This is a genomic window from Pedobacter sp. KLB.chiD (genome assembly GCF_047040275.1).
GTDB lineage: Bacteria > Bacteroidota > Bacteroidia > Sphingobacteriales > Sphingobacteriaceae > Pedobacter.
Window position 1 is genome coordinate 1,187,565 of record NZ_CP178207.1, and the last position, 13,664, is coordinate 1,201,228.

Annotated in this window: 13 protein-coding genes and 1 tRNA gene; 7 read left to right on the forward strand and 7 right to left on the reverse strand. The window is 42.2% G+C overall.

Features of this window, described 5'->3' with window-relative positions; genetic code table 11:
• Nucleotides 1-33: 33 nt before the first annotated feature.
• From ACK1I8_RS05015 to rnhA, 5 genes are all read right to left on the reverse strand, one after another.
• Entirely contained in the window at nucleotides 34-1,638 is a 1,605-nt protein-coding gene (locus ACK1I8_RS05015) for a hypothetical protein (RefSeq protein WP_412468244.1), read from the reverse strand.
• A 1-nt stretch (nucleotide 1,639) separates the two neighbouring features.
• Nucleotides 1,640-2,701: an HlyD family secretion protein gene (locus ACK1I8_RS05020; protein ID WP_412468245.1), complete on the reverse strand. Its 1,062-nt coding sequence runs from the start codon at nucleotides 2,699-2,701 to the stop codon at nucleotides 1,640-1,642.
• Nucleotides 2,702-2,721: 20 nt separating this feature from the next.
• Nucleotides 2,722-4,041, reverse strand: a complete 1,320-nt coding sequence (locus tag ACK1I8_RS05025) for a TolC family protein (protein ID WP_412468246.1) — start codon at nucleotides 4,039-4,041, stop codon at nucleotides 2,722-2,724.
• Between the two features lie 52 nt (nucleotides 4,042-4,093).
• Nucleotides 4,094-4,528, reverse strand: a complete 435-nt coding sequence (locus tag ACK1I8_RS05030; RefSeq protein WP_412468247.1) for a MarR family winged helix-turn-helix transcriptional regulator — start codon at nucleotides 4,526-4,528, stop codon at nucleotides 4,094-4,096.
• Nucleotides 4,529-4,720: 192 nt separating this feature from the next.
• Nucleotides 4,721-5,188 carry a ribonuclease HI gene (gene rnhA, locus ACK1I8_RS05035; protein WP_412468248.1) on the reverse strand — a complete coding sequence of 156 codons (468 nt, stop codon included), beginning with the start codon at nucleotides 5,186-5,188 and terminating at the stop codon, nucleotides 4,721-4,723.
• A gap of 177 nt (nucleotides 5,189-5,365) precedes the next feature.
• Between rnhA and ACK1I8_RS05040 the strand changes: the two genes are divergently transcribed.
• From ACK1I8_RS05040 to ACK1I8_RS05065, 6 genes are all read left to right on the forward strand, one after another.
• Nucleotides 5,366-5,439 (forward strand) — tRNA-His (locus tag ACK1I8_RS05040).
• 455 nt (nucleotides 5,440-5,894) lie between these two features.
• Entirely contained in the window at nucleotides 5,895-6,371 is a 477-nt protein-coding gene (locus ACK1I8_RS05045; protein ID WP_412468249.1) for a hypothetical protein, read from the forward strand.
• Nucleotides 6,372-6,801: 430 nt separating this feature from the next.
• Nucleotides 6,802-7,623: a hypothetical protein gene (locus ACK1I8_RS05050; RefSeq protein WP_412468250.1), complete on the forward strand. Its 822-nt coding sequence runs from the start codon at nucleotides 6,802-6,804 to the stop codon at nucleotides 7,621-7,623.
• Nucleotides 7,624-7,685: 62 nt separating this feature from the next.
• A complete protein-coding gene (locus tag ACK1I8_RS05055; RefSeq protein ID WP_412468251.1) occupies nucleotides 7,686-9,164 on the forward strand; it encodes a two-component regulator propeller domain-containing protein in 1,479 nt (492 codons plus the stop codon).
• Nucleotides 9,165-9,501: 337 nt separating this feature from the next.
• On the forward strand, nucleotides 9,502-10,263 hold the full coding sequence (locus ACK1I8_RS05060; protein ID WP_412468252.1) for a DUF72 domain-containing protein: 762 nt from the start codon (nucleotides 9,502-9,504) through the stop codon (nucleotides 10,261-10,263).
• A 118-nt stretch (nucleotides 10,264-10,381) separates the two neighbouring features.
• Nucleotides 10,382-11,155, forward strand: coding sequence for a DNA-formamidopyrimidine glycosylase family protein (locus ACK1I8_RS05065; RefSeq protein ID WP_412468253.1), 774 nt, complete (start codon nucleotides 10,382-10,384; stop codon nucleotides 11,153-11,155).
• 61 nt (nucleotides 11,156-11,216) lie between these two features.
• Here ACK1I8_RS05065 and ACK1I8_RS05070 read toward each other — a convergent pair whose 3' ends face one another.
• On the reverse strand, nucleotides 11,217-11,705 hold the full coding sequence (locus ACK1I8_RS05070; protein ID WP_412468254.1) for a DUF4385 domain-containing protein: 489 nt from the start codon (nucleotides 11,703-11,705) through the stop codon (nucleotides 11,217-11,219).
• A gap of 95 nt (nucleotides 11,706-11,800) precedes the next feature.
• Nucleotides 11,801-12,337 (reverse strand): hypothetical protein, encoded by a 537-nt coding sequence (locus ACK1I8_RS05075; RefSeq protein WP_412468255.1) that lies wholly within the window; start codon nucleotides 12,335-12,337, stop codon nucleotides 11,801-11,803.
• A 119-nt stretch (nucleotides 12,338-12,456) separates the two neighbouring features.
• Here ACK1I8_RS05075 and ACK1I8_RS05080 point away from each other — a divergent pair, with 119 nt between their 5' ends.
• Nucleotides 12,457-13,479 carry an LLM class flavin-dependent oxidoreductase gene (locus ACK1I8_RS05080; RefSeq protein ID WP_412468256.1) on the forward strand — a complete coding sequence of 341 codons (1,023 nt, stop codon included), beginning with the start codon at nucleotides 12,457-12,459 and terminating at the stop codon, nucleotides 13,477-13,479.
• Nucleotides 13,480-13,664 lie beyond the last annotated feature (185 nt).

Sequence of the window (13,664 nt, forward strand, 5' to 3'; positions counted from 1 at the left end):
AATTGCTTTATTTCAGTTTAGGTATTTCATCTGTTAAATTACTGCTGCTCCGATTTCGAGCAGTTCGCCAGATTTTTTGTCAGGTATCCGATAACCGTCCAGGAGCTCTCCCTTAAACCGCTTGCGAAAAATAATCAGTTTTCTATGCGACATCCTTTCAAAAGGATGTAAAAGCACGAAAAACAGTATCATTATGCCTGCCAGGGCAACATAACCGAATAACTCTTTGATGGCGGCCAGTATGGCTTGTGGCTGTGTGGCTGAAAACAGCTGTATTCCTGCTCCGCGCAAATTAATTAATGCGTCGTTTGCATCCATACCTCCCGATAGGGTATTGAGACTGTCCCATTGTAATTGGTAAGCTGCCCAGGACAGCAATGCGGTAAAAAAAGCTGAACCGATAAATGATCGGACACACACGGCAATACCAATGGTTGACATCATTTGTCCGGGCGAAAGTTTGCTGGCAAAGTAGAATGAACCACCGATATATACCAGGCACATTCCGGCACCTTTTAGTGCCTGAGGCAGTATCAGGTCGCTTATTTCAATTACCGGCGCGATTAAAAAATACATGATCAGCGTGTTTGCCAAGAAACACGAAAATGCAATGAAGAGCATTGATTTTATAGACCAGTTTCGTTTAAACCATTGTGAAGCAATTACCGCCCCAAGCAGCACACCGGGTATCATGGCCAGGTTTAAAGCTGCATTGGTTGGTGCATCGTATTTCAAAAGTGCTGTGAAAGTGGATTGCAATGCCGAAGTTGCCAGAAAGAGGCCCATTAAAAAAATCACTATAAGCGCTGATATGACACTTCTTTTTTTGAAGATCCTGATATCGATAAATGGTACTGCCAGGGTAAGCTGGCGCAGGATAAACAAGAGCCCGCAGATAAGAAAGCCCAAAGCAGAAAATACGATAGTTGATGAGCTTAACCATCCTTGTTGTTTGGCATAAACCAGTACATAATTTGCCAGAAGGAGGGAGGTGGTTAACAATAGGATACTTATCCAGTCTGGTTTACCGAAAGATTGCTTTTTGCCTGCTCTTTTGTTATGCATCACCACCAGGGCCAGTAAGCTGCAAAACAGTAATAGTATTATTATTAGGGAATATATTTCCTGCCAATTGTACTGGTAAGCTATATGGGCTGCCAAAAAACCTGATAACTGACCCAGTATGATGCTTAAGGGATAAAAAACAGCATAAAATTTACCCCTGTCGCCTGTGGGAGAAATGATAACCATCAGTGGTAATAACAATTCGACCATCCCAATTAATTTGATGAACCCTATGGCAGTGCTTAGTATGGTTATCCAGAAAATATTTTGTGAGATAGAAATAAGCGCGATACAGCTTGTAAGCAGCAAATAAGCGGTTATCAAAATTTGTTTCCCGGTAAAGCAACCCTTAAACTTAAACACAAAACTGATGGCCAGTACCATTCCTATTACTGATGCATTATTGGCAAAAGACAAATCTTCCGACAAGACGCCGATTCCAGAAAACATATCGCCCAGCGTGGTGGTGTAGATCGGACTAATTCCCAACAAAGGAAGTGTCATTACTGCCATCAGCAACAATCGTAGTTTTTTGGGTACCCTATCTTTGAACAAACCTTGGTTGTATAGCATGTTAAATGATTTTTATTTCTACATTCATACCGGCTCTTAATTGTTTAACCGCTTCAGTTGAATTGTTTTTGGTAAATTCTATCCGCACCGGAATACGTTGCTGTACCTTGACAAAATTCCCGGTAGAGTTATCAACAGGTATACTGGAATACTTTGCACCGGTAGCTTCGGATATGGCTGTGATTTTACCTTCATAAGCCTTTCCGTCCAGCGCATCAACAGTGACTTTTACTTTTGATCCAATTTTAACTGCATGCATTTGTTTTTCCCGGAAATTTGCAACTACCCACTTTTTGTCATCGGTTACCAGTGTCGCAATTTGTTGCCCGGCCTGTAAAAGCTGGCCTTCGTTAATTGTTCTTCTACCAAGTACACCATCATTTGCTGCGGTAATTACCGTGTACGACAGGTTAAGCTTTGCCATTTCCAGTGCGGCAGCAGTTCTTTTGATTTCTGCTTCATTGGATTTGATCCTGGAACTGGCTTCTACCACAGACAGACCGGCCGTTTTGCGTTGCCTAAGCAGTGACTGATATTGTGCATTTTGTGCATCATATTCGGTTTTAACCTGGTCATATTGCTGGCGGGTTACCGCCTCATCTTTAAGCAGTGTTTTATACCTGTTATAATTCTCTTCGGCATTCCATAAACGGGCTTTAGCTGCGGCAATATTCGATTCCATAACGGCCATATTATTGCTGATTGTGTTTACTGTAGCGGAACTGACATTTTTACCTGCCAACGCATTTAAGTAGGCTGCTTCGGCCTGCTGTACCTGGGTGGCGATTTCCCGGTTATCCAGAATAACGAGGGTATCACCTCTTTTTACCTTCTGATGTTCTATGAACCTGATTTCTTTAATGTAGGCTGATACCCGCGTATTGACAGGATTAATGAAGGATTCTATCTGCGCATCATTCGTATAGGTTTGCTCTCCAATGTGGAGGTAGCGGAGCAGACTCCAGATTAGGGCTACGGATACCAGAATAAATATTATACTGTTTATTAATACTAATTTGCGGTGGTTTTTGCCACCTTTGCGTTGTGTTGATTTTTCTGCCATTTTTTTATTTCATTGTAAGATTACAAAGTGCCCACTTCTTTTTGTAGCTGATAATAGGTGTAAAGTATATTGATTTTTGAATTGATAAGCTGCAGTTCAGCATCGAGTTTGGCATTGGTTGCATCCAGCACATCAATAAGTAAAGCGAGTTGATTGAGGTATTTTTTTTCCGTTATCCGGTAGTTTTCGCCGGCTAGGCGTACGTTTTCTGTTAACGTTTCACTCAGGCTGATAGCCTCCTGGTGTTTTATAAAAGCCGCATTTACGGCAATATTCCTATTGTCTCTTGTAAGCTTTTCGTTTTCTTCGGCCTGTTTAAGCTGAATTTTGTTCAACCTGACCGTTTTTGGAGCGGTGTAAATAGATGCAATATTAAAAGATAAACTAAGTCCGGCTTGCCAGCCATTGGTATATTTATCGAGTGGTGGCAGCGCTGTTGTAATGGGACGGGCAAGATTATTGCCTGCATAAGCCGAAAGTGTGGGAAGGCGGTCGGCCTTTGCCATTGCCACACTGTGTTGCGCAATAGTAACTCCTGTTTGTGCTGCGCGAATAGCCGGGGCGTTATTTTGTGCCTGGTCCCTGTATACAGTATAATTGTTCAACACTGGTTTCCTTTCCAGGATGCTGGTATCCGGTAGAATAACCATATTTTCATTTAAGCCGGTTATGGTGGTGAGCTGTTTATTGATGATGTTATAATTATTATTTAGTATGGTGATGGCCATGCGGATATTCGCAATCTGTAGTTCGGTACGAATCACATCATTTTTAGTTACCATACCTTGATGATATAGCACTGTGATCTGTTTAAGCCGCAGTAAGGCCAGGGATAGGTTTTTTTCATATACCTGACGCTGGTTGTATAGTTTAAAGATGTCGAGGTAGTTGCCAATGACCAATAATTTTGCTCCCATGAGGTTTTCCTGGAAGCCAATCACCGATAGCTGTTCCTGTAAGGAAGTTATGCCAATGGCATTGTTAATGGCATTTCCTTTGAAAATAACCTGGCTAGCCTGTAAAGCAAAGGTATTGCTGAAGTGCGGCATCGGAATTGTTTTTGCGTTACTGAAGTCGGGATCCAGAATGGTGGCGTTACCCAGATAGCCACCCATAACCGTCGCGGAAGCACCCGGAAGGCGTTGAAGCTTTGCCACTTCGACCCGCTGACCAGCCAGATCTACGGCGAGTCTGGATACTTTGAGTGCCCGGTAATTTTCTTCGGTCATTGTTAAAATCTCCTGGATGCCTATTACCCTGTGAAGCGTATCCTGGGCTTTTGAAGAGGTTATCTGTAAAAGGGTTATTAATATGACCAGCAATCGTTTATTATTTTTCATTTTATGGTTAAATATTATACGGTTAAATATCAAACTAAATAGGCAAAAAATATCAGCTGATATTGTTCTGCATTTTTTTTAACAGTATAGTTACCTGTTTTATTTCCTTACCACTAAGGCCCGTATGCAAGGTGTGATAAAATTGATTGAGCAATGGAAAAATCTGACCTTCCTGTTGTTTACCCTCGTCGGTTAAGGATATGATTTTATTTCTTCTATCAACAGGGTCTTCGGTTCTGATAATAAAGTTTCGTTTTGCAAGGTTATCAAGCAAGGAAGTCAGGCTGGCTTTATTTTTCTGAATTTTATCTGCAATATCCTGCTGATTCATTTCTCCACTCGTCCACAGTACCGCTAATACCTGGAGCATTTCATAGGTGAGATCGATCTTATCTTCTCTGATTTTTTTTTGCACATATTGCTTCATGCTCATCCGAAGGTTTAGAATGGCATCAACAAACTGTTTCAATTCTTCTGAATTTTCCATTACGTTCACAAAGATAAAAGTAAAATAGTTAAATATCAAACTATTTTTGAAATATCGGACAGATCATATAGGTTATCGTTATTTGATGACATGTAAACGCTTCAGTTCATCCGTCATGTTATAATGTTATCAACATTTTCAGTTCCAGAAAAGGTGATGATGTGTTTTCTTTTTTTGTGATTGCAGGGGCTATTAAAGGAGTTTATTTCGCTCCGCTTCAAAAACACTATCTATCGCTAAGTTTTGCTTGTCTTGAGAGGCAAATACTGCCAGTCGGTCGCAACGCTCGTTTTCCGGATGGGCGTTGTGGCCTTTAATCCAAACGAATTTCACCTTGTGGAGTTTGTAGAGTTCGAGGAACCTCAACCAGAGGTCTTTGTTTTTCTTGTCTTTAAAACCTTTGTTCACCCAGCCGAAAACCCATTTTTTCTCTACTGCATCTACCACATATTTCGAATCTGAATAAACGGTTACCTCCTGGTTTAAACTCTTTAATGCTTCCAATCCTTTTATTACAGCCAATAGCTCCATACGGTTGTTAGTGGTCATTCTAAAGCCTCCACTCAATTCCTTATAGTGTTGCCCAGCCCTCAAAATGGTACCCCAGCCACCTGGTCCGGGGTTGCCGCTAGCTGCTCCGTCTGTATAAATTTCGATCATAAACGGGGTAAAGTTATGTTTTTAGGTTTAAAATCGCCCATTTTATCTATTGTCGAATTTTTTTTTTCAAATTCAAATAATTGAATGTTAAGGAATTAAAAATTTGTTATCAAAACATTAAAAAAAATATTTGCAGGGAATGTTAAAAGTCGTACTTTTGTGACATCAAAAAATACGGTGGATGTAGCTCAGTTGGTTAGAGTATTGGTTTGTGGTGCCGAGGGTCGTGGGTTCGAGCCCCATCATCCACCCCGTGAGTCCTTTAAGATATCTTAAAGGACTTTTTCGTTTTAGTGGTTTTTTAAATCGTTGAATTTAGGATCAAGCGGAAAAGTTGGGGGCTGGGATTAAATTTTTAGTTTAGCCTTTTTTAGCAGAATTGCCTTGGAGACCGAACTACTTAAATTATTATTACCTACTGATCTTATAGCTCAATTTGAACTTATCCGTATTAAAACAATGGACGATGGTTACCACTTATTTTTAGATCAGCGGAACCAGCCCACTCTGGAAGAACGATCTCTATTTTCGATAAAACCGAAGCTAATTGATTTCTTCTCGCCAAAAATATTTTGCTTGTAGCGACTTTTTATTAATAAGCTTGCAGATGATTAGAGATTGGCGAGAAGAGATCAAAAAAGTTGGTTTGTCAAGTTATACCATACCTCTCCAAATAGCCGTTATCATTAAGTTAAATCTTGATGTTATGAATTCATTTATTAAATCTGGAAATATCAACGAATTGAAGAGTTGGGTGCCAAAAACTTTGGCTACAGTACCCTGTTTGGCACAAGATCCTTTCGTAACCCATTGCTATCACAGCGGATGTAGATTTTTGAATAGCTATCCTATAAATTATTTCGAGCGAAGGAGCGAAAGGACTAACAGGAGGAGAGATTTTACCCACTTTAAACTAACAAAATCGGGATGGCTCTTGCCTGTTAATCCATATCAAGAGGAAACACCTGAGAGAAGTAGTTTTGAATTATTCAGGCAAACCTGGGGGGAGATCAAGTTTGTTGGCAATATACCTTTAAGAGATACCTACCATAGGGATGAAATATCATTTAAGTATATTTCTATTTTAAAGCTTTGGATCGATCCCGAAAAAGATTTGGATGCTCTGGAAGTTACGAAATATGAGGATATTGATGAGGTAGCGTATTATAATGGGCCAATCTGACCTCTCAACTCTTCAACTCAAGTATTTAAATAACACCACAGTTAATAAAAGATAAGTAATGAGCCTTACTTGTGTATTTCGGGAATACTATCCATCCCTATAAGTTCCAAACTGTTCAGTAGATACTCCGGATTTGCGGCCTAACGCTTACCCCTCGGATCTGCTCAGAGATTACCAGATTCCACTTTCTGAATTAGGTTTTTCCCAATCCCTTTGTAATTTTATTTAATTTCTGATTTTTTCCAAGAAAGGCTATGAACTCCGGTAAATTTTCTGGATTGAAAAACGCACCACACACGACCGCTACCCAATGAAAAAAAATGCTGACTAGTCGTCTGGTTTCGGACATTGGAGAAAATAATTTTGAGCAAAGCGATTAAAGATTTATCTTTCCTACAATTATGTTTTTTCAACTGTTACGCTCAAACACATGGTAGGAACCCTGGCTCAGCTCATCGCAATGGTCGGATATGGAAATCAGTGCATCGAAAACCCTCGAAGCCATCCCAATTTCTTTAAACAGAACAGCACTTTTCAGTATTGCAATCAGGTCTTTTTTACCGCTGAGAAACGAAAGACCTTTTTTCCTTCGACAAAAATCACCACCGTTGCTGAAAATCCGCTGGAATGGTACACTTACTTAAGCCATGAAGGCTGCCAGGCACTTCGGTTGTATTATGAAGGTTCAGAAAGCAGTTCGAATAACGCTGACTACCAAATGGCTGGAATGGTCGGAGGCGGAGGAACCTGGGGCATCGAAACAATTTATCCTAAATACTCAGATATGTGGTATGCTGGCTGGAAGGTAACCAAAGAACCAGGCGGCGATAACCGGATCTGGTCTGTGGAATACCGAAAGGTTGAGTACAAGATTCAGCTCAGAAACCTTCAGCTCGAACTGGAAACCCGGCGGAAGCTACTTTCCGGAACGCTACTTGCCATTACGGATTTTGCAAACCGTATTGGTCGGGAAAACTATGTGTCGGTTTTTCTTAAAGCCCTGGAAACATTGAACGATCCAAATCCGGAAGCTAGCTTTTATCATCCTGACCTCTTGCCTGAGCTAGTATATAACCTGGAAGAACGGCAATTGCTTTTTGCCGCCAGCCGAGCATGGGTATTCGGGGGCATGGGATCATGGAATGATATGGTAATGGATGACGGGGAGCTGGACAAGGAATATCAACACCTGTCTTCCGCATTATATTCTGCTATCAACCAAGCCATCATTGCTGCCTTGAATGCCCGATAGCCTCTCTAATAGGTCATTAATTCTTTTTAAAAAAAGTTCAAAAAAATTAGCTCAAACCCATCGTGAACCACTATCAAAAAATCAACAACAAATATACCGTGAAAAAAGCGCTACTAATTATTGTGCTGATACTGTTTGCCAAAGTTATACTGGCACAAAGTTTATATTCCGAAAAATTCGAAGACTGCAAACTTTCCTCATTTTGTCTTGACTGCGGCGACCCGCAGGCCCAACCGCCAAAAACGGTCATCCAGAATATTCTTAGGGGTATAGGACAACAGCAACTGGCCACTCTAAAAGGAAGCCTCGAAATGCAGATCCTTATCAGCCAGGATGGCAAACCCTGCCTACTAAGTGTGGAAAATAAGACCGGGATCAGTTCTGAATTGCTGAGCTTAAAACGCTCGATCAATGCCACAGAAAACTGGACGCCCGCCATGAACGGCAATAAAAAGGAGAGCAGTTCAATATCACTTATCCTGGAGTTCGAAGATGGCAAGTTTCGGGCCAAGCGCAGGATATTTAATTTTGCCAACCAGTCCAATATGAAGGCTGCGGGCACACCCGACAAAAAGGGAAGCGAAAAATCCCAGCTGAGCGAAAGTTGGAAAGTTTATACCCAAAACAATTCAGAACTCCCTTGGGACATGTCGAGGGCAGTAGCTTGCGATAAAAAGGGAGATGTATGGATTGGCACGGACAATGGCATTGTAAAAATCACCGATGGCAAGTGGTCACATTTCAATGCTTCCAACACAGCAATAGGCGCAACCTCATACAACAAGAACCAGACGCAGTCCGTGAGGGATATGGAGGTTGACCGAAAGGACAACAAATGGTTTGTGATCGGTTATGATGTTTACCGCTATGACAACAGGAGCTGGACCAAATTCGACTCTGTAAACTCGCCCATCAACTGGGCCAGAAAGATTTTTGTCGATCGGCATGATAATATACTTTTTACTTCCTGGGAAGGGGTGATTAAGTTTGATGGTCGTGGATGGTCAGTGATGAACAAGAAGAACTCCAAACTTCCGTCAGACAAGACATTGGGCGCGTTCGTGGACAGTAAGGACCGCACGTGGATTGGTACTTTCGAAGGAAACGTCATGATAGAAAAGGGAAAAACAATTGTTCTGAACGATACTACCTCACCGCTTTCAAGAGCATATATATCCAAAATGCAGGAAGATAAATCAGGAAACCTGTGGTTTTCGTTATACAACGAAAAAGGTACAGCAGCCGGAATTTATAACTACACTCCTGATGGAAAATGGCAACGCATGTGGCAGGAGGACGAAAAGATGTTTGCAGCCAATAGTATTAACGACTTCTTTCTCGATGAAGAAAAAAATGTATTGTGGCTCAGCCAGAATAATGTCGGCATCATTAGATATGACATTTCTTTAAAAAAGACAGAAATATATACCACTGAAAATTCCAGCGTACCCAGTGTAAACGTTGAAAGGATTGCGAAAGACAAGAATGGTGCGATATGGGCAGCAACTTTTGCAGGCGTCATTAAGACCGAACTAAAATGACCCTACTAAAGAGAGTATTAAAAGATCTCTACCAGGGTCTACTAAAAAAAACAGTAGAGAAATGACAAAAAATCCTAGCATACCTGATCGGTAAGCTCCGGTGCTAAGTGAGTTTTGGAAATATTGGGATCTACCATCATTAGTTTGTCATGAAGAGTGGCTAATAGCGCTAAATCAGCGTTGAAGGCTTCTTAAATTTGAATCTCGATTTAACCCGGGTTTTAAAGCAGTTCTGAAAAGAGCTGCTTTTTTTTAAGGGATTTTCCGATCTGCCTCAGGTGGCTATTCTTCTGACCTGGCCGTTCAACAATTTTTCTATTCAACTTGTTTAGTTAATATGGACATCGCTTTTGAGAACTATTACTCGGGTACCAGCGGATTACTGTTGCCCGTTCCCAATAAATTGCACTACCCCAAAGAATTTCAAGAGAAGAGCAGGCTGTGCTATTACGCCTCGCTGATGGATTCTATCGAGATCAATTCTTCCTTTTATAAAATACCGCAGGCTTCCACGATGAAAAAATGGGCTGCTGATGTGCCTGAGAAATTTCGGTTCACTTTTAAGCTTTTTAAGGAGGTGACCCACAATAAGGACCTGGCCTTTGATCCGGAGGTCGTATCCAGATTCTTTTCAGTTATTTCGCATGTGGAGGAAAAAAAGGCCTGTCTTTTGGTGCAGTTCCCCCCGAGCGTCAGGATTTCTCATTTTGCGCAACTGCGCTTTCTCATGTCGGTGCTTAGAACTCATGATCCTTTTTTTGAATGGAAGATCGCTTTTGAATTTCGGCATCCCTCTTTATATATAGATGAGGTGTATGAACTTTTGGAAGAGTTTGGGCTTGGTATGGTGATACATGATAAGTCGCCAGCCAGTTCTCCGGTAAGGGAAAGCCATCCTGGTTTTATCTACCTCAGGTTTCATGGTCCGGGAGGAAACTATAGGGGAAGTTATGCTGACGACGTATTGTACGAGTATGCAAGTTATGTGACCGAATGGCTGTCAGAAGGCAAAAAGGTATTTGTGTATTTCAATAATACGATGGGAGAGGCACATGCCAACCTGAATATGCTGCGCCAGATCGTTAGGGATACCTATTAGTATCTGCTGCGGAGCAGGTCTAAACTTTTCGGGCATGAACAATGTTTCAATCCTGCAAACCCATCACTGAGTTCGGTAAGAAGTATAAAAATGGGCGTGTTTAATCTTAAAAAATGTTATGGCTGAACTACCAGACTTAGAAGTGTTTGCGCAGATCCTTTCTCGTCGGTTTAAAGGGAAAACCCTAAAGGAACTGGAAGTAAAAGTGACCAAAAAGCTAAACGTGACTGCTACCCAGCTCCGGGCCAAGCTCGAAGGAAAAAAACTTTCGAAGGTTTTACGCTACGGAAAAACTTTGCACTTTCATTTCGGTAAGGAAATTCTACAGGTTCATCTGATGCTTAGGGGCGAACTGGAGGCAATGGATAAAGATTCGGAGCTGCCAAAATACACTATACTTGCTTTTCATTTTTCAGGGGGTGAAGGCTTTGCTATACTAGATAGCTTGCGTGCGGCAACACCTACCTTAAATCCCGACGCTGCAAAGGCACCAGATGCGCTTGAAATGGATGAAGATTATTTTGCCGGGGTGCTGTGCAAGAGCAAAAAAATGGTTAAGGAGTTGCTGATGGATCAGAAGAAGATGCGAGGCATCGGTAATTCATATGCAGATGAGATCCTGTGGGATGCCAGAGTATCCCCGTTTTCGATCAGCTCGGCCATACCGGAAAAAATTGTCAAAAAATTGTTCCATAGTTTGAAGTCTGTCTTGCAGGAAGCCATTACAGCTATCGCAAAAGAGAACGGAGATGAGCTTCGCGGCGAGCTGAGCGACTTTATGAAAGTACATGGGGCAAAGCTGGAAAAATCTCCTTCCGGAGCAGTAGTGAAGTCAGAAAAGATCAAAGGAAGGGCCAGTTATTATACCGATGAACAGCGACTATATTCCTAAAAAGCAATCCTGAAATCTTACCAGACAAATTTTGCTTTAATTCTGGCGACATTTGAATTTGCTATCCCAGCCGTTTTTTCCAGTCTGCCTTCATCGATTTGTAAATCGGATGGGCCTCTGCTAATTTATAGGTGGCGTAGAATATTGCTGCGGATTTTGCTTTCTCTGCGGATCCGGTGCCACGTTCAAGTGGCGTATAATCCTGGTTTTTATCGTATTTCTTCCCACCTTTATAATTGGCGTATCGCCTGGCGCGGGTGTAACCCATCTGCAGGTATTTTCTTGCCATGTCTGCCCCAACAAAATCATTTTCTCGTGTATAGTTAAGGAACATTTTAAATATCTTTTCACTGCTTTCTTTTGCAACCTCTGGTGTCCTGAACCTCCAGAATTGGCCAATCTCAGACTTATAGGGCTCGCAGATCAGAACGCCTTGTTCTCCCTTGCCAACCCGGTATTTTTCAGGATAGTCTCTATAATCGACATCCCGCTTCCATGGATATGCTTCGTTATCAAAATCAAGATAAGATGGTTTTCTTGCTGCCGGCATAGCTAAGCAACATATTGGCTTATGTTTATGTTTTATCGCTATGGGATTTTGCTGTTATCAGGTGGTTGGCGGTGTTAGCGGCAATAAGGGGCTGTTCAGATTGGATTGATCTTATCGCTTTTTTCAAGCCTGGGTTGGGTAACGGCATTTTGCTTACGTTTTTTTTCAGCAGCTGTTCTTTTTGACGATTTGTTTAAGGGCTTTTCTAACGAAGCTTTCTTCTTTCGTACATTTTTGATACGGTATTCAAGCAGATACAGCCTGGTTTGCCATTTTTCGACGGTGGCGTCATGGTTTGCTGGAAGGCCCGTTGGTTCTAAAATACCTAATATATGGGCCAGTTCCCGTGTGCTTTCCGCCTTGTCCTGGTTTTTTTGAAGCCAATCTTGTTGTTTAGTTTCGTATGATTTCCGGTATTCGGCTATGGCCGTTTTGATGAGCTTGGCCTCATCTTCTTTTGATTTAGTTTTGCGAAAAAGTACCATCTGCCTGTTCCAAGCGTGGGAATTAGCAGGATCTGTCGTGGCAGATTTCTGGTAAAGTTTTAATGCGGCAGCGTGATCACCCGCTCTTTCCAGCTCAAGCGCAGCAGCAAACTGCTCTTTTGACCGTATCTGTTTTCTTTTTGACATGACTGATTTGGAACAATCAGCTCGGGCTATTGTTTGCTAAAGGACAGTAGTGGTTATGACTACAGGATGACCCTTGCACTTTACGAGTAATGCTAACTTTGGATTTCGTAATCAATAAAATGAAGAAGATAGGATTTTTATCGTTCGGGCATTGGGCCGAACATCCCTCATATCAGGCACGTACCGCTAGCGATACCTTGCTGCAGTCCATTGACCTGGCTGTTGCGGCCGAAGAGATCGGTCTTGACGGAGCATATTTCAGGGTACATCATTTTGCAAGGCAATTGGCATCACCCTTTCCGCTGCTTTCGGCCATTGGTGCAAAAACTTCGAAGATCGAAATCGGAACAGGCGTTATCGACATGCGCTATGAAAACCCTTTATATATGGTTGAGGATGCTGGCGCAGCCGATCTGATTTCTGGTGGCAGGTTACAGCTGGGCATTAGCAGGGGTTCGCCTGAGCAGGTGACGGAAGGCTGGCGGTATTTCGGTTTTTCACCAAAGGATGGTGAAAACGATGCTGATATGGGCAGGCAAAAGGCTTTGGAGTTTCTGGAAAGATTGAATGGAGAAGGTTTCGCAAGGCCGAATCCAAATCCAATGTTTCCTAATCCTCCTGGACTGTTAAGGCTGGAACCCTATTCGGCAGGACTTCGCGAACGCATCTGGTGGGGAGCTGCTTCCAATGCTACCGCGGTTTGGGCGGCAGAGAACGGCATGTACCTGCAGAGTTCCACTTTGAAATTTGACGAGAATGGCAAGCCCTTCAGTGTCCAGCAGGCTGAACAGATTAGGGTGTATAAGGAAGCCTGGAAAAAAGCCGGACATGATCGCGAACCAAGGGTGTCTGTCAGCCGGTCTATATTTGCGCTGATGAACGATCAGGACAGGTATTATTTTGGACAGCAAGGGAAGGCGGCGGATAGTTTTGGTTATATCGAGCCCACCCAACGGGCGGTTTTCGGTAGGGGATATGCCGCTGAACCCGATCAGCTGATCAAGGAATTGGCTGCTGACGAAGCCATACAGGAAGCGGATACAGTATTATTGACCATTCCTAATACCCTGGGTGTTGATTATAATATTCATATCTTAACCGCCATCCTGGAACACGTTGCACCGGGGCTTGGATGGAGATAGATGAATCTGGATTTTTTTTTATTGCGCCAAACATATTGCCGGTAATGGTGTTTATATACTGAGAGCGTTAATTTAGATAAGCGGGAAGAGCCTTTGGTTTTTTCCGCTTTTTTTATGCTAACCGCCATTTCATATACCGTAACTTACCAAATCTGTTTGTTCTTCATCAACAACCTGCTGTTTGA

Bases quoted from the DNA above. Each gene is read 5' to 3' on its own strand.
- ACK1I8_RS05015 (WP_412468244.1), bottom strand. From the start codon at position 1,638: ATGCTATACAACCAAGGTTTGTTCAAAGATAGGGTACCCAAAAAACTA.
- ACK1I8_RS05020 (WP_412468245.1), bottom strand. From the start codon at position 2,701: ATGGCAGAAAAATCAACACAACGCAAAGGTGGCAAAAACCACCGCAAA.
- ACK1I8_RS05025 (WP_412468246.1), bottom strand. From the start codon at position 4,041: ATGAAAAATAATAAACGATTGCTGGTCATATTAATAACCCTTTTACAG.
- ACK1I8_RS05030 (WP_412468247.1), bottom strand. From the start codon at position 4,528: ATGGAAAATTCAGAAGAATTGAAACAGTTTGTTGATGCCATTCTAAAC.
- rnhA (WP_412468248.1), bottom strand. From the start codon at position 5,188: ATGATCGAAATTTATACAGACGGAGCAGCTAGCGGCAACCCCGGACCA.
- ACK1I8_RS05045 (WP_412468249.1), top strand. From the start codon at position 5,895: ATGAATTCATTTATTAAATCTGGAAATATCAACGAATTGAAGAGTTGG.
- ACK1I8_RS05050 (WP_412468250.1), top strand. From the start codon at position 6,802: ATGGTAGGAACCCTGGCTCAGCTCATCGCAATGGTCGGATATGGAAAT.
- ACK1I8_RS05060 (WP_412468252.1), top strand. From the start codon at position 9,502: ATGGACATCGCTTTTGAGAACTATTACTCGGGTACCAGCGGATTACTG.
- ACK1I8_RS05065 (WP_412468253.1), top strand. From the start codon at position 10,382: ATGGCTGAACTACCAGACTTAGAAGTGTTTGCGCAGATCCTTTCTCGT.
- ACK1I8_RS05070 (WP_412468254.1), bottom strand. From the start codon at position 11,705: ATGCCGGCAGCAAGAAAACCATCTTATCTTGATTTTGATAACGAAGCA.
- ACK1I8_RS05075 (WP_412468255.1), bottom strand. From the start codon at position 12,337: ATGTCAAAAAGAAAACAGATACGGTCAAAAGAGCAGTTTGCTGCTGCG.
- ACK1I8_RS05080 (WP_412468256.1), top strand. From the start codon at position 12,457: ATGAAGAAGATAGGATTTTTATCGTTCGGGCATTGGGCCGAACATCCC.